The sequence below is a fragment of the Pseudonocardia humida genome (assembly GCF_023898865.1).
Classification (GTDB): Bacteria; Actinomycetota; Actinomycetes; order Mycobacteriales; family Pseudonocardiaceae; genus Pseudonocardia; species Pseudonocardia humida.
The window spans coordinates 1-16,723 of sequence record NZ_JAGSOV010000080.1 but is presented as its reverse complement, the minus strand read 5'-3'; the positions used below and the strand labels follow the sequence as shown (position 1 = coordinate 16,723).

The 16,723-nt window shown below is 75.5% G+C and carries 17 protein-coding genes; 8 read left to right on the top strand and 9 right to left on the bottom strand.

The window, feature by feature from the left end:
- Nucleotides 1-28 precede the first annotated feature (28 nt).
- On the top strand, nt 29-469 hold the full coding sequence (locus tag KDL28_RS35305; RefSeq protein WP_252445732.1) for a nitroreductase family deazaflavin-dependent oxidoreductase: 441 nt from the start codon (nt 29-31) through the stop codon (nt 467-469).
- Nucleotides 470-552: 83 nt separating this feature from the next.
- Here the strand turns inward: KDL28_RS35305 and KDL28_RS35300 are convergent, their stop codons facing one another.
- The 3 genes from KDL28_RS35300 to KDL28_RS35290 all read right to left on the bottom strand — a co-directional run bounded on the left by KDL28_RS35300 (nt 553) and on the right by KDL28_RS35290 (nt 4,147).
- Nucleotides 553-1,299 carry an ABC transporter ATP-binding protein gene (locus KDL28_RS35300; RefSeq protein WP_252445731.1) on the bottom strand — a complete coding sequence of 249 codons (747 nt, stop codon included), beginning with the start codon at nt 1,297-1,299 and terminating at the stop codon, nt 553-555.
- 44 nt (nt 1,300-1,343) lie between these two features.
- Complete coding sequence (locus tag KDL28_RS35295) at nt 1,344-3,272, bottom strand: FtsX-like permease family protein (RefSeq protein WP_252445730.1); 1,929 nt, start codon at nt 3,270-3,272, stop codon at nt 1,344-1,346.
- 149 nt (nt 3,273-3,421) lie between these two features.
- Nucleotides 3,422-4,147 (bottom strand): ABC transporter ATP-binding protein, encoded by a 726-nt coding sequence (locus tag KDL28_RS35290; protein ID WP_252445729.1) that lies wholly within the window; start codon nt 4,145-4,147, stop codon nt 3,422-3,424.
- A 121-nt stretch (nt 4,148-4,268) separates the two neighbouring features.
- Between KDL28_RS35290 and KDL28_RS41860 the strand changes: the two genes are divergently transcribed.
- Together KDL28_RS41860 and KDL28_RS35280 are read left to right on the top strand one after the other, a co-directional pair.
- The gene (locus tag KDL28_RS41860) at nt 4,269-5,453 is read left to right on the top strand and encodes a sensor histidine kinase (protein ID WP_252445728.1); all 1,185 of its coding nucleotides are present in this window, start codon (nt 4,269-4,271) and stop codon (nt 5,451-5,453) included.
- A gap of 8 nt (nt 5,454-5,461) precedes the next feature.
- The gene (locus tag KDL28_RS35280; RefSeq protein WP_252445727.1) at nt 5,462-6,103 is read left to right on the top strand and encodes a response regulator; all 642 of its coding nucleotides are present in this window, start codon (nt 5,462-5,464) and stop codon (nt 6,101-6,103) included.
- An 82-nt stretch (nt 6,104-6,185) separates the two neighbouring features.
- Here KDL28_RS35280 and KDL28_RS35275 read toward each other — a convergent pair whose 3' ends face one another.
- Both KDL28_RS35275 and KDL28_RS35270 read right to left on the bottom strand, forming a co-directional pair.
- Nucleotides 6,186-7,109, bottom strand: a complete 924-nt coding sequence (locus KDL28_RS35275) for a S1C family serine protease (RefSeq protein ID WP_252445726.1) — start codon at nt 7,107-7,109, stop codon at nt 6,186-6,188.
- A 102-nt stretch (nt 7,110-7,211) separates the two neighbouring features.
- Nucleotides 7,212-7,784 carry a peptide deformylase gene (locus tag KDL28_RS35270; RefSeq protein WP_252445725.1) on the bottom strand — a complete coding sequence of 191 codons (573 nt, stop codon included), beginning with the start codon at nt 7,782-7,784 and terminating at the stop codon, nt 7,212-7,214.
- 143 nt (nt 7,785-7,927) lie between these two features.
- Between KDL28_RS35270 and napA the strand changes: the two genes are divergently transcribed.
- The gene (gene napA / locus KDL28_RS35265; protein WP_252445724.1) at nt 7,928-8,233 is read left to right on the top strand and encodes a nucleoid-associated protein NapA; all 306 of its coding nucleotides are present in this window, start codon (nt 7,928-7,930) and stop codon (nt 8,231-8,233) included.
- 63 nt (nt 8,234-8,296) lie between these two features.
- Complete coding sequence (locus tag KDL28_RS35260; RefSeq protein ID WP_252445723.1) at nt 8,297-8,995, top strand: LytR C-terminal domain-containing protein; 699 nt, start codon at nt 8,297-8,299, stop codon at nt 8,993-8,995.
- An 817-nt stretch (nt 8,996-9,812) separates the two neighbouring features.
- Here KDL28_RS35260 and KDL28_RS35255 read toward each other — a convergent pair.
- Entirely contained in the window at nt 9,813-12,053 is a 2,241-nt protein-coding gene (locus KDL28_RS35255) for an AAA family ATPase (RefSeq protein ID WP_252445722.1), read from the bottom strand.
- A gap of 112 nt (nt 12,054-12,165) precedes the next feature.
- On the opposite strand from KDL28_RS35255, the gene KDL28_RS35250 reads away from it, so the two are divergent.
- Nucleotides 12,166-12,576, top strand: a complete 411-nt coding sequence (locus KDL28_RS35250) for a hypothetical protein (RefSeq protein WP_252445721.1) — start codon at nt 12,166-12,168, stop codon at nt 12,574-12,576.
- On the opposite strand, the gene KDL28_RS35245 is transcribed toward KDL28_RS35250, so the two are convergent.
- The 3 genes from KDL28_RS35245 to moeA form a co-directional block, all read right to left on the bottom strand.
- Entirely contained in the window at nt 12,547-13,536 is a 990-nt protein-coding gene (locus tag KDL28_RS35245; RefSeq protein ID WP_252445720.1) for a CDP-alcohol phosphatidyltransferase family protein, read from the bottom strand. The two genes, KDL28_RS35250 and KDL28_RS35245, sit on opposite strands and share 30 nt — an antisense overlap.
- Nucleotides 13,536-14,267: a phosphatidylserine decarboxylase gene (locus KDL28_RS35240; protein ID WP_256503377.1), complete on the bottom strand. Its 732-nt coding sequence runs from the start codon at nt 14,265-14,267 to the stop codon at nt 13,536-13,538. Before KDL28_RS35240 ends, KDL28_RS35245 begins: the two co-directional genes overlap by 1 nt.
- 406 nt (nt 14,268-14,673) lie before the next feature.
- Complete coding sequence (moeA, locus tag KDL28_RS35235) at nt 14,674-15,912, bottom strand: molybdopterin molybdotransferase MoeA (RefSeq protein WP_252445718.1); 1,239 nt, start codon at nt 15,910-15,912, stop codon at nt 14,674-14,676.
- Between the two features lie 70 nt (nt 15,913-15,982).
- On the opposite strand from moeA, the gene KDL28_RS35230 reads away from it, so the two are divergent.
- Nucleotides 15,983-16,186 carry a cold-shock protein gene (locus KDL28_RS35230; RefSeq protein WP_252445717.1) on the top strand — a complete coding sequence of 68 codons (204 nt, stop codon included), beginning with the start codon at nt 15,983-15,985 and terminating at the stop codon, nt 16,184-16,186.
- 256 nt (nt 16,187-16,442) lie between these two features.
- A partial coding sequence (locus tag KDL28_RS35225; protein WP_305882281.1) for a TCP-1/cpn60 chaperonin family protein occupies nt 16,443-16,723 on the top strand: 281 nt, incomplete at its 3' end.

The window sequence follows — 16,723 nt, the reverse complement described above, 5'->3', positions numbered from 1 at the left end:
TTCGCGGGCCGGTTGTGTTGGATGGGGTATGGCACTTGAGGGTGAGTACGAGCTGAGCCCGTCCGGGTGGGTCCGCGACCAGACCGAGAAGATCCTGGCCAACGGCACCACCGACGGCACGACCATCAACGGGCGCCCGGTCGTCCTGCTGACCATCCGCGGCGCGAAGTCCGGCAAGCTGTACAAGGTGCCGCTGATGCGGGTGGAGCACGAGGGCCGCTACGCCGCGGTCGCGTCCAAGGGCGGCGCCCCGGAGCACCCGGTCTGGTACCGCAACATCGTCGCCAACCCCGAGGTCGACCTGCAGGACGGCACGGAGGTCCGCGACTACCGGGCCCGCCAGGTCGAGGGCGAGGAGCGGGCGCAGTGGTGGGAGCGGGCCGTCGCGGCCTACCCCGACTACGCCGACTACCAGACCAAGACCGACCGGCAGATCCCGGTGCTCGTGCTGGACCCGATCGAGTCCTGACGCCCGCTCGCTCCGACGTGCTGCCAGGAAAGCCACCATCAGGACACCGGACGTCCTGAAGGTGGCTTTCCTGGCACGACCCGTCACGCCACCGATCCGGACAACCCGGCCAGCGCGGCCAGCACCTCCTCCGGGCGCGGCGACGGCAACGAGCCGGCGAGGCGGCCGTCGCGCAGCAGCACGGCCTCGTCGGAGAAGGACGCCGCCACCGGGTCGTGGGTGACCATCACGACCGTCTGCCCCAGCTCGCGCACCGAGTAGCGCAGCAGCTCCAGCACCTCGTGGCCGGTGACGGTGTCCAGGTTGCCGGTGGGCTCGTCGGCGAAGACCACGTCCGGGCGGGTCAGCAGCGCCCTGGCCAGCGCCACCCGCTGCTGCTGGCCGCCGGACAGCTCGGTGGGCCGGTGCGCCAGCCGGGCCCGCAGGCCCAGCAGGTCGACCAGGTGGTCGCGCCACGCCGGGTCGGGGCGCACCCCGGCCAGCCGGGCGGGCAGCTCCATGTTCTGCTCGGCGGTCAGCTGCGGCAGCAGGTTGAACGCCTGGAACACGAACCCGACCCGGGTGCGCCGCACGGCGGTCAGCTCGGCGTCACCGCAGGTGCTGAGCTCGGTGCCGCCCAGCAGGACCGATCCCGACGTCGCGGTGTCCAGCCCGGCCATCAGGTGCATCAGCGTCGACTTGCCCGAGCCGGACGCACCCATGATCGCGGTGAAGCGACCGGCCGGGACGTCGAGGCTCACCCCGTCCAGCGCCCGGACCTCGGCGGCGCCGCGGCCGTAGACCTTGACCAGCTCGCTGGTCCGCACCGCGTACCCGGCGTTCTCCCTCATCGTCCCCCCTTCGGTGTCGGTCGTGCGGTCGTCGACGGGCCCGTTCACTCGTCACCGCCGCGGTCCGCGGTGACCGCCCGCAGCAGCGGGCGGCTGGCCGCCGAGGCCAGCACCACGAGCACCAGCCCGACGGCGAGGACCGAGCCCAGCAGCACCAGCGCAGCCGGCTCGAGCACCTCGGTCACCGCGACGAACGGCGCAGCGCAGATGAGCCCGAGCACGAGGGCGATGGCCGCGTTGACCAGCAGCGGGCGCAGCGTCTCGATGCGCCGGGCCGCGTCCAGCACCGCGAGCGGGGTGCCCGCCAGCCGCAACCGGCGCAGCGTGTCGCGCTGGTCGAGCACGCGGGCCGCGGACGTGGTGCCGGCCGAGGTGGCGGCGAGCACGAACGTGCCGGCCAGCACCACCAGCGCGCCCCGGACCAGGTCGCCGGTCAGCACGCTGCCCTGGCCGTCCTGCTCGGCCTCGGTGAGCACGGCTCCGCCCGGCACGAGCGGGGCCAGCGCCGTGCGCACGCCGTCGCGGTCGACCCCCGACCCCGGCACCACGCCGACCCGGCTCTGCGTGGTCGTGACCTCGGCGACCAGCCCCAGCCCCGCCAGCCGCTCCCGCGCCGCCTCGGCCACCACCGCCGGCTGCCCGTCCCGGGGGCGCAGCCACAGCGTGGTGTCGTCGTCATCGAGGCCGCCGCTGATCGCCGCGGTCAGCGGGGCCAGGAAGCCGGCCACGAACACCGCCAGGGTCAGCCCGGCCAGCGGGCGGAACGCGCCCTTCGGGTCGTCCAGCAGCCTGCGCCCGGCCAGCAGCGCGGCCGGTGTGCGCGCCGAGCGCGCCATCGCCCGCCCGCACAGCCGCACCACCAGCGGCCCGACCAGCGACGCCGCCCCGAACAGCGCCAGCATCCCGCCGCCGAACACCAGCCCGCCCACGTCCGGGCTGCCGGTGCGCATGGCCCCGTTCGCCGCGACGAACACCCCGATCGCCCCGACCACGCCCAGCAGCCGGATCAGCCGCGCGCCGCCCGGGCGGTCGCGCCGGGCCACGCCCAGCGGCCCGACCACGACCTGCCGGGTTCCGCCGACCGCGGCCAGCGTGGCCAGCACCGCGACCGCGCCCACCACCAGCAGCAGCGCGCCGGGCGCCGGGCGCAGGTCGTCGGCGTACCAGCCGGAGCCGCCCAGCTCGATCGCGGCCAGCGCCGGGGCGATCAGCCACTGCACCGCCACCCCCACGACCGCCGCCGCCGTGGCCACCGCCGCGACCTCGGCCACCGCCACCACGGTCACCTGCCCGGTCCCCGCACCCAGCAGCCGCAGCGCGGCCAGCCGCTGCACCCGCCGGGCCGCGCTCAGCCGCGCCGCCGCGCCGAGCAGGCCCACCGCGGGCACGCCCATCAGCACCACGGCGACGACCGTCAGCTGCCGGTAGACCTCGATCTCGTCCAGCTGCAGGGGGGACCCGGCGAACGAGTCCACCGCCGTGCCGCCGGGCAGCGGCGCGTCCGCGCCCCGCACCGCCACCAGCTCCGCCGGGTCGCGCAGCCCGTCGGCGGAGATCGTCCCGGCCGGGACCACCCCGCCGAACCGGTCGGCCAGCCGGTCGGCCGGCAGCTCCCGCACCAGCTCGGCCAGCGCCGGGGAGACCCACAGCTCGCCGGGGGCCGGCACGCGCGGCAGACCGGGCGGGGCGGGGGCGTCCGGCCGCACGGCCGCCACGTCGACGACCTGCAACGGCTGCCCGGCGACCCGGTCGCCGGTCGTGCGCACCAGCGCCACCGCCGACGCCGGCACGTCCGTCGTCCCCGGGCCCTGCGCCGCCGGGCGCCAGCCGGTGCGCGACTCGCGGGCGTCCCAGCCGTGCAGGGCGCCCACGGCCACCGCGAGCAGCAGCGTGCCCACGGCGACCCCGGCCCCCATCAGCCCCGCCGCCGTCCAGGCCCGTCGCCCACCCAGCCGCAGCAGCCGCAGGCTCAACCCGACCGCCCCGACCAGCCGCCCGCCGCCGACCCGGGCCGCTGCGCGTCCCCCCGCCCCCGGTTCAGGAAAGCCACGATGCTGCCCCGTGGGGACCGGAACGTGGCTTTCCTGAACTCCGGGTGGCGGCGGGGAGGGCGGCGGGGCGCTCATGCCGCACCGCCCGTGCGGCCGTCGCGCAGGACGACCGTGCGGTGGCAACGGGCCGCGACCTCGGCGTCGTGGGTGACGACGACGAGCGCCGCGGCCGTCCGCGCGACCAGCCCGGTCAGCAGGTCGATCACCTGCCGGCCGGTGGTGGTGTCCAGGGCCCCGGTCGGCTCGTCGGCGAACACCACGTCCGGCCCGGTGACCAGGGCGCGGGCGATGGCCACCCGCTGCTCCTGGCCGCCGGAGAGCTGCCCGGGCCTGCGCTGCTCCAGCCCGGCCAGGCCCAGCGGGCCGAACCACTTCGCCGCCTCGGCCACGGCCTGCCGGCGCGGCGTGCCGGCGAGCATCAGCGGCAGTGCCACGTTCTCCACCGCGGGCAGCTCGGGCAGCAGCTGGCCGAACTGGAACACGAACCCGAACCGCGACCCGCGCAGGCGGGTCCGCTTCGCCTCGGACCAGCCGTCGATCCGGTCGGCGCCCAGCCAGATCTCCCCGCTCTGCGGCACCAGGATGCCGGCCAGGCAGTGCAGCAGCGTCGACTTGCCCGAGCCCGACGGCCCGGTCACCGCGACGGCCTCGCCCCGGTGCACGGTGATGTCGGCGTCGCGCAGCACGGTCGTCGCGCCGAAGCGGTGGGTGAGGCCGAGCCCGCGCAGGGCCGGTGCGGCGCCGCCCGCGGCCGGGCCCGTGGCCCGGCCGGGGAGCGCGGTGGCGGTGTCTGTCATGGACGCAGACACTGGTGGTCGACGACCCGCCCGCACCTCGGCCGGACGGCCAGAGCCCCGGGGTGCGGTTCGTACTTCCGGCCGAGGGCGGTCGCGGCGCTGCGCGCACTAGCCTGGCCCGGTGATCCGACGGCTGCGCTGGTTGCGGCAGCAGCTCGGGTTGATCGCCGAGCTGCTCGGCCTGGGCTTCTGGTTCGCCATCGACCTCGCGATCGGCACCGTCGGCGGCTCACCGCTGACGATCGCCGCCGCCTCGACCGTGGCCGGGCTGTCCCTGCTCCGGCGGGTCCCCCGGGTCGACCGCGACCTCGTGGCGGGGCTGGCCATCGCGGTGTCGCTGGGCTTCACCGTGCAGGCCGAGATCGCCGGCGCCGCCGGGGGCGACTACCTCGCGACGATGGAGATCCGCGGGTTCTCCTTCACCGAGCAGCTCGCGCTGGCCATCCTGGTGGTCTCCGTGCTGCGCGGCAGCAAGCTGCGCACCGCGATGCTGATCACCGCGGCCGCGGCCGTGGCGATCGTCTGGGCCCCGCTCGGGCGGATCTCCGGGCAGCTCTCCTTCGCGGTGGTGTGCGCGGTGGGATGGGGCGGCGCGGTCGCCATCGGGCTCGCCCTGCGCGAGGTCGAGACCCGCCGCCGGGTCGCGCTGGAGGACGTCCGCACCAGCGAGCGCATGGAGCTGGCCCGCGAGCTGCACGACGTCGTCGCCCACCACGTCACCGGCATCGTGGTGGCCGCGCAGGCCGCGGCCGTGGTCGCCCGCACCTCCCCCGACGACGTCGACCGCGCGCTGTCCGCCATCGAGACCGCCGGCATCGACGCCCTGGCCGCGATGCGCAGCATGGTCGGCGTCCTGCGCGGCCAGGACGGCGACGGCGCCCGCACCCCCGGCGCCGAGCTCGCCGAGGTGCGCACGCTCATCGAGCGGTTCGACCCCGACTCGCGGATGGTCCGGCTCACCACCGACGACGGCCTGGAGCACGCCGTGCTCCCCGCGGGCGTGGCCGCGACCGGCTACCGGGTGGTGCAGGAGGCGCTGACCAACGTGCGCAGGCACGCGCCGGAGGCCACCGCCGTCGAGGTCGACATCCGGCTGCGCGATCATGCTCTGCACCTGGCGGTGCGCAGCGACGGCGTGCGGGCCGCGGGCGCCCCCCTGGGCGGCAGCGGCGGCTTCGGCCTGGCGGGGATGGCCGAGCGGGTCGCGGCGCTCAACGGGGACCTGAGCGCGGGCCCGACCGCGCCGGGCGTCTGGACGGTCGCCGCGCGGCTGCCGCTGGACTCGGCCCAGAAGACCGCGCAGTAGGGAGCTCGATGATCCGGGTACTGCTGGCCGACGACCAGGAGATGGTGCGCACGGGGTTCCGGCTGATCCTGTCGGCCGAGGACGGCATGGAGGTCGTCGGCGAGGCCGGCACCGGCGTCACCGCGGTGGAGCTGGCCCGCAGGCTCAAGCCGGACGTCGTGCTGATGGACATCCGGATGCCCGACCTGGACGGCCTGGCCGCCACCAAGGCGCTGACCGCCGACCCCGAGCCGCCGCGGGTCGTCGTGGTCACCACCTTCGACCTCGACGAGTACGTCTACGGCGCGCTGCGCGCGGGCGCCTGCGGCTTCCTGCTCAAGGACGCCGGGCCGCGGCTGCTGGTGGAGGCCGTGCGGGCCGCGTCCAACGGCGACGCGCTGGTCTCCCCGTCGGTGACGGTGCGCCTGCTGGAGCACCTGGCCAGCAAGCCGAAGGCCAGGCCGGCGGCGACCGGGACGCTCTCACCCCGCGAGCTCGACGTGGTGCGCGCGGTGGCCAGGGGCCGGACGAACTCCGAGATCGCCGCCGAGTTGTTCGTGTCGCTGTCCACCGTCAAGACGCACCTGACCAACGTCCACTCCAAGCTGACCACCCGCAACCGCGTGGAGATCGCGGCGTGGGCGTGGGAGAACGGCCTAGTCCAGGACTAGAGCACCCTCCTGACCCCGGTCGAGAACGAACTTGTCGCCGTTTGGACCGGTCCAGAACGACGACAGGTTCGTTCTCGACGGGTCAGCGGAGCTCGGTGGGGACGGCGATGACGTCGACCATGGCCCCGTTGCGCAGCACCGTCACCGGCAGCGGCACGCCGACGGCGTCGCCGAAGAGCTGGCGCTGGATGCCCTGGGCGTCCTGCACCGGCGTGCGGCCGACGTCGAGGACCAGGTCGCCGGCGCGCAGGCCGGCCTGTGCGGCGGGGCTGCCCGGGATGACCTCGGCCAGCCGCAGCGCGCTCGTGCGCTGGTAGCGGTCGGCCACCGTCGCCGGGACGGGGGCGGGGCCGCCGACCACGCCGAGGTACGCGCGGCGGACGCGGCCGTCGGCGCGCAGGGCGGCCAGGATCCGCCGGGTGGTGGCGTTGACCGGCACCGCGAGCCCCAGCCCGACGCCGGCCACCGCGGTGTTGATGCCGACGACCCGGCCGCGGCCGTCGGCGAGCGCGCCGCCGGAGTTGCCGGGGTTGAGCGCGGCGTCGGTCTGGATGACGTCCTCGACGACCCGCCCGGCGCGCCCGCTGCGGGTGGGCAGCGCCCGGCCCAGCGCGCTGACCACGCCCGCGGTCACCGAGCCGGCCAGGCCGAGCGGGTTGCCCACCGCCACCACCAGCTGGCCGACGACCAGCTCGTCGGCGTCGCCGAGCCGCGCCGGGGTGGGCAGGCCCGCCGTCGACCGCGTGCGCAGGACGGCGAGGTCGGACAGCGGGTCGGTGCCGACGACCGCCACGTCGACCCCGGTGCCGTCGACGAACTCCGCGCGGCCGCGGTCGGCGTCGCCGACGACGTGCGCGTTCGTCACCAGGACGGCGCCGTCGGCCGCGTCGACCTCGACGAGCACCGCGGAGCCGCTGCCCCGCCGCACCTGCACGGCCGCGACGCGGCGGGTCAGCTCGGCGGCGACGGCGCTGACCGTGCGGGAGTAGGAGTCGAGCTCGTCCACCGGACCTCCTGCAGTGCCTCCCGGCGCCTTCGGCGCAACCCCTCCGGGGAACGCCGTCGCGCTCAGACGATTACACCGTTGCAGGTCCAGCTTACGCTCGGTCTAGACCTCTTCGGCCTGCTGCGTGGCCGGGTCCCAGGACAGCCCCGGCTTGCCCCAGCCGTTGCGCCGCACCTGCTTGCGCGCCGCGCGCCCCCACCGCCCGACCAGCCGCTCGACGTAGAGCATGCCGTCGAGGTGGTCGGTCTCGTGCTGCAGGCAGCGGGCCAGGAACCCGCGCCCCTCCACCTCGACCGGGGCGCCGTCGACGTCGACGCCGGTGACGCGGGCCCATTCCGCCCGTCCGGTGGGGAAGACCTCCCCCGGCACGGACAGGCAGCCCTCGTCGTCCTCGTCCTCGTCGGGCATGCCCTCCGGGCGCTCGGACGTCTCCAGCACCGGGTTGACCACGACGCCGCGCACCCGGGTGCGGGTCTGCTCGTCGGGGCAGTCGAAGACGAACAGCCGCAGGTCGACGCCGACCTGGTTGGCCGCGAGGCCGACGCCCTCGGCCGCGGCCATCGTCTCGAACATGTCCTCGACCAGCGCCTTCAACGACTCGTCGAAGACCTCGACCGGCCGGGTCGGGTTGTGCAGCACCGGGTCGCCGATGATGCGGATGGGTCGGACCGCCACCGCACGAGCCTACTGGTGGCCCCGCGCGCCAGCGCGCCTGCGCCGGCACCGTCGGGGCCCCGTGGTTGAATGGCGCCCGCGAATGACAGGCGTGTAATGACACGGCTGTCGTTCTGTCGTCGAGCGAGGCCGCGAGGAGCGTGATGGAGACCGCCACCGAACGCAGCGAGAGATCGACCGGTGCGGTCCCGGCCGGCGAGCTCGGCCGCCGGGAGCGCGAGATCCTCGCCTTCGAGAGCCAGTGGTGGAAGTACGCGGGCGCCAAGGAACAGGCCATCCGCGAGCTGTTCGACATGTCCGCCACCCGCTACTACCAGGTCCTCAACGCGCTGGTCGACCGCCCAGAAGCACTCGCGGCCGACCCGCTCCTGGTCAAGCGGCTGCGCCGACTGCGAGCGAGCCGGCAGCGCACCCGCGCGGCGCGTCGACTGGGCATCGAGCCCTGGTGACGCAACGATGACCGAGGGGCCCCTCGCCCCGCACCCCGGTCATCGTCCGCTCAGGAGGCCATCGTGACGTCACCCGCTCCGTCCGGAGGGCCGTCCCGCCGTCGGGTCGCCGGCCTGGCCCTGGTCGGGGTGGGGGTCATCGCCGCGATCATCGGCCTGGCCTCGCTCGCCCTCGACAACGGCGGCGACGGCCAGACCGCGGCCCCGCCCCCTGGCGGGGAGACCGCGACCACCGCGCCCGCCCCACCCCCCGGGGCCGCACCCACGACCATCGCGCCCCCCGCGACCACCAACCCCATCGCCGTACCCACGTTCCCGACGTCCGCCGTGCCCGCCCCGCCCCCGCCCGCCACGGCCGCACCCGCCCCCGCCCCCGGCGGGGAGCAGGGCGGCGCCGGTTCCGGTGGCTCCGGCGGCGGCACCGACGCCTCCGGCAGCGGCAGCGGTGGGAGCGGCGGCGCGGGCTCCGGCGTGAGCCGCGGCCCGGTGCGCGTCTACAACAACAGCACCATCACCGGCCTGGCCGCCGGCGCCGCCGAGGACCTCCGCAAGGCAGGCTGGGAGGTCGGCGAGGTCGCCAACTACCCGTTCGGCATCATCCGCACGACCACGGCCTACTACCGCCCCGGCACCGCCGAGAAGGCCACCGCCGAGGAACTGGGCCGCGAGTTCGGCATGCGCGTCTCCGAGCGCTTCGAGGGCCTCGAAGACGCCAGCCCGGGCGTCATCGTGATCGTCACCAACGACTACCAGGGCCTCTAGCCCTCGCCATCCCAGCGCTTCGCCGCACCATGATCAGCAGGGACGAGAGCGGCTCCCGTGCCGCCGGGTTGGACGAGAGCCACTCTCGCTCGGCCTGACGCGGCGAAAGCCACTCTCGCCCCGCCGACCCGGGCCCCGTCCGGTCGAGTGAACGGCGCCTTCGCCCAACCACGCTGGGCGGACGCGCCACTCGCTCGCCGGGTGGGACGAGAGTCGCGTTCGTGCCGCCGGGGCGCAACGAAAGTCGCGCTCGCTCCGCCGGGCGGGACGAGAGTCGCGCTCGCTCCACCGGACGCAACGAGAGTCGCGCTCGTCCCCGGCCGAGGCGGCGCGCAGCGCCGCGAGCCGGGCAAGCCCCGGTGGGCGCGCAGCGCCCACCGCACCCCCAGAAGTGCTCCCCTGCTGGAGCTGAGGTCCTCACCGGAGGTGGCCGCCGGAGGCGCCCTGAACAGTGACTGTCCTGGGCGACGCGCCCAGCTCCGGACGCGGGAAAGGCGGCGCCTGCGCGGCGGGCGACCTCGGATCGAGCAGGGGTTCGGCCCCTGCCGTCACGTCGGCAGGGGCCTCGGGAGAGGAGTGGGCGCTGGCGCGCCCCGGACTCGTCGCCTCGCGGCGCTGCGCGTCGCCTCGCCGCGACGGGCAGAGCTTCCGTCGCGCTGGCGAAGCGAGCACGACTCGCGGTGCGGGCCGAGTCGAAAGCGACCCTCGTCCCACCCGACGGAGCGAGAGCGACCCTCGTCCCACCCGACGGAGCGAGAGCGACCCTCGTCCCACCCCACGCAGCGAGAGCGACTCTCGTCCCACCGCCGGGCGAGGTTCAGGAACGGCGGTCGGCGTACGCCTGCAACGCGGCCAACTGGCCCGGGTCCAGCGACGCCGGCACCGCGGCTCGGGCGGCGGCGATGTGCGCTGCGGTCACCTCGGCGGCGTCCAGCGACTCGCGCATGGCGGTGAGCGCGGCTTCGCGCAGCACCGCGGCGCAGTCGGCGGCCGAGTAGCCGTCCAGCTCGGTGCCGAGTTCGTCGAGGTCGACGTCGTCGGCGAGGGGGGTGTTGCGGCTGGAGGCGCGCAGGATCTCGGCGCGGGCGGCGGCGTCGGGCGGGGGCACGTAGACCAGTCGCTCGAGGCGGCCGGGGCGCAGCAGGGCGGGGTCGATCAGCTCGGGGCGGTTGGTCGCGCCGACCACGATGACGTCGCGCATCGGTTGGGCGCCGTCCAGTTCGGTGAGCAGGGCGGCGACGACCCGGTCGGCCACCCCGGAGTCCGACGACTGGCCGCGGCGCGGGGCGAGCGCGTCGACCTCGTCGAGGAACACGAGCGCCGGGGCGGCGTCGGCGGCCTTGCGGAACAGCTCGCGGACGGCCCGCTCGGACTCGCCGACGTACTTGTCGAGCAGTTCCGCGCCCTTGACGGCGAGCACGTTGAGCTGGCCGGTGCCGGCCAGTGCGCGCAGCAGGAAGGTCTTGCCGCAGCCGGGCGGGCCGTAGACCAGCACGCCGCGGGGGGCGGCCACGCCGAGCCGGGCGAACGAGTCGGGGTACTGCAGCGGCCACAGCACGGACTCGGTGAGCGCCTGCTTGACCTCGACCATGTCGCCGACCTGGTCGAGGGTGATGCCGCCGGTCTGCAGGGTGTCGGAGGAGGACATCGACAGCGGGCGCACGGACCCGACGGCGTCGAGCAGGTCCTGCTGGGTGATGGCGGCCTCGCCCTCGCCGCGGTGGCGCAGCGCGGCGTGCACGGCGGCCTCCCGCCGGACGGCGGCCAGGTCGGCGACCACGAAGCCGGGTGCCCGTTCGGCGACCGCCTTGACCTCGACGTCCTCGGCCAGCGGAACCGCGGCCAGCAGCCTGCGCAGCAGTTCGGTGCGGGTGCGCAGGTCGGGCAGGGCCAGCCCGACCTCGCGGTCGACGAGGTCGGGCGCGCGCAGCCGCGGGTCGACCGACTCCGGCGACGACGTGGTGGCCAGCAGGGCCACGCCGGGCGTGTGCACGGCCTCGCGCAGCAGGTCGAGCACCGTGGTGGCCAGCGGCGGCGGCGATCCGGCCGGGAGCAGCGCGTCGACGTCGGTGACGGCGAGCACGGTGCGCCCGCCCGCCCGCGCCTGCCCGACGGCGTCGCGCACCCGCTGCGCCGCGGCCCCGGCCTCCAGCGCGGCCACGCCCGGCGCCGCGATCTCGACGCACCGCGCGTCGACGGCGGCGGCCACGCTGCGGGCCAGGGTCAGCTTCCCGACGCCGTCCGGCCCGGTGACCAGCACGCCCAGCCGGGGTGAGCCGCCGAGGCTGGTCAGCAGCTCGGGGCGGTCGAGGCTGAGCTCGAGCCACTCGACCAGCCGCCGGGCCACCTCGACGTTGCCGACGAGGTCCTCGACCGGCACCGCGGCTTCGGCCGCCGCGACCGGGGCCGGGGCGGTGGCGGGCGCCGGGACCGACGGTGTGGTCAGCCGCGGCGCGACGGTCGCCGGCGGGGTCGGGTCGCCGGTGGCGGCCCCGCCCTCCCAGCCCACCACCGTGCTCGGGTAGACGGCCACCGACCCGACCGGTTCGACCCCGGCCACGGTCAGCAGCTCGCTGGTCCAGGCGCTGCCCAGCGCGCCGGCCACCCGGCGGCGCACGTCGGGCGCGTCCAGCCCGGGGGCGGGCTCGACGTCCTGGGGCAGCAGCGAGACCGCGTCGCCGCCGGTGACGACCTTGCCGATGAGCGCGGAGCGGATGGTCTCCGGGGTCAGCGAGGCCCTGGCCAGCTTCGACCCGGTGAGGGTGATGCGCCGGGCGGGCTCGATCCTGGCCGGGGCGAGCACCACGGACGCGCCGTCGGTGAGCCCGGTGTTGGAGAGGGTGACGTCGTCGAGGGTGGCCTGCCCGGGTGGGCCGTCGGCCGGGGCGACCAGCGCGGTGGTGACCCGGGCGCCGGTGAGGGTGACCGCCTCCCACGAGCGCAGCCCCAGTGCGTCGATGACCTCGGGGTGCAGCCGGACGACTCCGCGCCGGGCGTCGGCGGCCGACGCCGCGAGCCGGGCGACGAGCGTGATCGAGGGAGCGTTCGGGACGGTCACGGGCGAACGCTATCCGCCCGGCTCCGCGCCACTGAGCAGACCCCGAGCGCGCGGGCGGTTGCGCCATCGTCCCGCTATCGCGACGATAGCGGCTCAGCTATCGTCGGGTGGCATGGACAGCAGCGCAGCGCACAGGTTGGCCGAGCTCCTGGAGACGGCCGCTCCCGACGACCGCCGGGCCATCACGGCCTGGCTGCTGGAGCGCCCGCCCGCGCCGGTCCCCGCCGGTCCCGACCTCGACCTGATGATGCGGTACGGCAACGCGCCCATCGGCGCGCTCCACCGCATCGGCACGGCGTGGATGGGCGGCGAGCGGGTGGAGCGGCTGCGGGGCGCGCTGGCGCCGGGCGAGGAGAGCCAGCTGGTGACGCTGCGGCTGCCGCAGGAGCGCCACGCGCAGCTGCGGCAGTGGTGCACCGAGCACGACTTCTCGATGGCCGCGGTGATCCGCGGGCTGGTGGAGCAGTTCCTGGAGGCGCGGGGGGCGTCCGGCTCAGCGGCGCCGGGCCCGGCGGATTCCTAGCCGGAGCCGGTCGCGCTGGGGCTGCTGCCCGGACGGGCGCGGCGCGCGCCCGTTGCCTGCGGGCCGACCGCCCGACTCCTCGCCGAACCGGCGCACCGCCCTGGCCATCGCGCTCGCCCGGCCGGCCACCCGGCGGCGCAGCGGCGGGCGCAGCCCGAGCCTGCGGGCCGCGCGGGCCGCCCTGGCCACCTCGCGCCGGTCGCGCCCGGCCACGTACCAGGTCTCCGGGTGGCGGGCCAGCCAGCGGTGGCGGTAGACGGTGTACGGGATCATCGCGAGGTAGCCGGCGGCCACCACGGCCAGCCCGAGGAAGGGCATGGTCACCAGCACCGCCGCGGCCACCCCGACCAGTACCAGCAGCGGGGCGACGTAGTTCGGCGACACGCGCACGGTCTTGAACGACAGCGTGGGCAGCCTGCTCACCATGAGCGCGGCGATGAGCACCATCCACAGCCCGACGACGAGCGACGTCGACCACCAGCCCGGGCCGAAGTGCAGCCACAGGTACAACGGGATGCCCGTCGCGAGCGCCCCGGCGGGCGCCGGCACGCCGACGAAGAACTCCTTGGTGAAGGGGTACTCGTCCTCGGCGTCGATCAGGGTGTTGAACCGGGCCAGCCGCAGCGCCGCGCAGACCGCGAAGACCAGTGCGAACGCCCAGCCGAAGCGCAGGTCGTTGAGCTCCCAGATGTAGAGCACCAGCGCCGGGGAGACGCCGAACGCCACCAGGTCGGACAGCGAGTCGAGCTCGGCGCCGATCTTCGTGCTGGCGTCGAGGAAGCGGGCGAGCCTGCCGTCGAGCGCGTCGCAGAGTGCGGCGATGCCGGCCGCGGCGACCGACAGGGCGAACCGACCGCTGAACGCGAAGTACACCGCGGACAGCCCCGAGCACAGCGCCACGACCGTGACCGCGTTCGGCAGCAGGCGGACCCCGGCCGGGTAGCCGGCCGCGGGGGGCATCAGTCGGCCCGCCGGGCGGGCAGCGCGGCCAGGACCGTCTCCCCGCCGATGGTGTGCTGGCCCACGGAGACCTCGACGGTCGACCCGGGCGGCAGGTAGGTGTCGACGCGGGAGCCGAACCGGATCAACCCGTAGGTCTGCCCGGCGGCCACCTTCTCGCCCGGGCCGACCTCGCAGATGATCCGCCGGGCCAGCAGCCCGGCGATCTGCACGACGCCGATGCGGTGGCCGTCGGGCGTCTCCAGCAGCAGCGCGCTGCGCTCGTTGTCCTCGCTGGCCTTGTCCAGGTCGGCGGAGAGGAACTTCCCCGGCCGGTACTCGACCGAGACCACGGCGCCGTCGGCGGGGATCCGCTGGGCGTGCACGTCGAGCAGGGACAGGAACACGCTCACCCGCGGCACCGGGACGGGCGGCAGCCCCAGCTCGGGCGGGGGCAGCACCTCGCCGATCGTGGCGACCGCGCCGTCGGCGGCGGAGAGCACGACGTCGGTGCGGGGCGGGGCGACCCGGTCGGGCACCCGGAAGAAGGCCGCGGTCGCCGCGGTGACCAGGGCACCGACCAGCGCGCCGCGCCCGGTGAGCAGGCGGGCCAGGCCCGCGGCGGCGGCCACCCCGGCCACGACCGGGCGCCCGCCGGGGTGCATGGGTGGGACGGCGGCGCGGACGAGGCCGGCCATGTGGGAGAGCGAGGTGGCGTTCCCGGAGGCTGTGACATTCCCGGAGGCGGGCATCGGGCTGGGTCGGGCTCCTCGGCAGGGGCGACCCGGACGGGTCGCGGTGGCGCCGGTTACGGTAGCCGAGCGCGATTCGTCACGGTCTGCCACACCGGTCGGGCCCGAGCGGGGCTCGTCGGACCCCGGGAACGCAAAGGGCCGGGGCCGCCATCCCCCGAGACGACGACCCCGGCCGTGGAACCGCTCGTCCGCTCCCCAGCGACGGGCGGTAGGCCCTTTGCGGCGACCGGTGTGAACGGTGCCGTGCTGCAAGTATCACCGAGCGCTCGCCGGACCGCCACATCACCACTAGGTAAGCCCATGATGTGCAACCGATCGGCCGAACGCTCACCAGTTAGACGCGCGGATCGCGCCGAATGTTGCACCCAGCGCTCGTGACGTGGGACACATCCACCCGTCCGGGTCACCGATCGAGTGACCATACCTCCACCGGAGTGCCCTTCCGCAGGTCAGTGACGTCCGCGGGGACGACGACCAGGCACTCCGCCCGAGCCAGGGCTCCCAACATGTGGGAACCCGAGGTGCCGACCTCGCGCACGGTCGTGCCGTCGGCGTCCAGGACGCCGCGGCGGAACTGCCGTCGTCCCTTCGGTGAGGTCCAGCTCTCACCCAGCACGGCTGTCCGCATCGGCCGTTCGGGCGACGGGTGACCCAGCACCGCCCGCAGCGCGGGCCGCACGAACACCTCGAACGAGACGTGCGAGCTCACCGGGTTGCCCGGCAGGGTGACCACGGCGACCCCACCGAGCTCGCCCACCCGGCCCGCGCCCTGCGGTCCGCCCGGCTGCATCGCCACCTTGACGAACTCCACGCCCCGCCCGGTGAACGCGTCCTTGACCACCTCGTAGGCGCCCGCGCTCACCCCGCCCGAGGTCAGCACCAGGTCGACGCGGTCCTCGGGGGCCCGCCCGGCGAGCCGCTCGCGGAGCCGGTCGAGGAACTGCTCGACGTCGTCGGGCACGAACCGCAACAGCTCTGCCCGCCCACCCGCCTCGGTGACCGCGGCGGCCAGCATCGGCCCGTTCGACTCGTAGATCTGCCCGGTCCGCAGCGGCCTGCCGGGCTCGACGAGCTCGGAGCCGGTGGACAGCACCAGCACCACGGGGCGGCGGCGAACCGCGACGGTGGCCGCGCCGACCGCGGCGATCACCCCGACCTGGGCCGGCCCGACCACCGCGCCCGCCTCCAGCACCACGTCGCCGGCCGTGACGTCCTCCCCCGCCCGCCGGACGAACGCGCCCACCTCGGGAGCCCCGTGCAGCGAGACGCGGGTGACCCCGCCGTCGGTCTGCTCGACCGGGAGCACGGCGTCGGCGCCGGGCGGCAGCGGGGCCCCGGTCATGATCCGGTGCACGGTGCCCGGCTCCAGCACCGGCACGTCGGTGCGCCCGGCCGGGATGTCGGTCGCGACGGGCAGCACCACGGGCGCGTCGGGGGTGGCGCCGGCCAACTCGCTCGCCCGGACGGCGTAACCGTCCATCGCGGAGTTGTCGAACGACGGCAGCGAGACCGCCGCGGCGATGTCGGCGGCGAGCACCCGGCCCAGCGCCTCGCCGACCGGCACGTCCTCGGTGGCCGCCGCGGGGCCCAGCAGGGCCGCGACCACGGCCCGGTGCTCGTCGACAGTCCTCGGGGAGCTCACGGAACCGCATCCTGCCCGATCGGCTCCGGTAGCGTCGGCGACGTTCGTCGGCGAGTGACATGGAGGTGCCGTGGCTCGGGGCACGGTCAAGTGGTTCAACGCGGAGAAGGGCTTCGGCTTCATCGCCACCGATGGCGGGCCGGACGTCTTCGTCCACTACAGCGCGATCCAGTCGGACGGGTTCCGCTCGTTGGAGGAGGGCGACCGGGTGGAGTTCGAGACCACCGCGGGACGCGACGGCCGCCCGCAGGCCGATGCCGTCCGCAAGGTCTGACGGCTCACCGAAGCGTCCCGGAGGCCGCTCCCGACCCCCTGGTGAAGGGGGTCCGGGGCGGCCTCCGGCGCGCCGGCGGACGATCTCCGGCGTCCTTGCACTCGACCGGGGTGAGTGCTAAAACGGACTGGCACTCGGCACTGTAGAGTGCCAGTAGTCGAGCGGGTGAGGCCGGCGCAGGGTTGCCGGTCGTCCGTCGCGGGCACGCGCTCGACGCATGACTCTCGTGTCATCCCAATCGGAGGACAACACCCCCATGGCGAAGATGATCGCTTTCGACGAGGAGGCGCGCCGCGGGCTCGAGCGGGGCATGAACACCCTCGCCGACGCTGTCAAGGTGACGCTCGGCCCGCGTGGTCGCAACGTCGTGCTGGAGAAGAAGTGGGGCGCCCCCACCATCACCAACGATGGTGTGTCGATCGCCAAGGAGATCGAGCTCGAGGACCCGTGGGAGAAGATCGGGGCCGAGCTGGTCAAGGAGGTCGCCAAGAAGACCGACGACATCGCGGGCGACGGCACCACCACCGCGACGGTCCT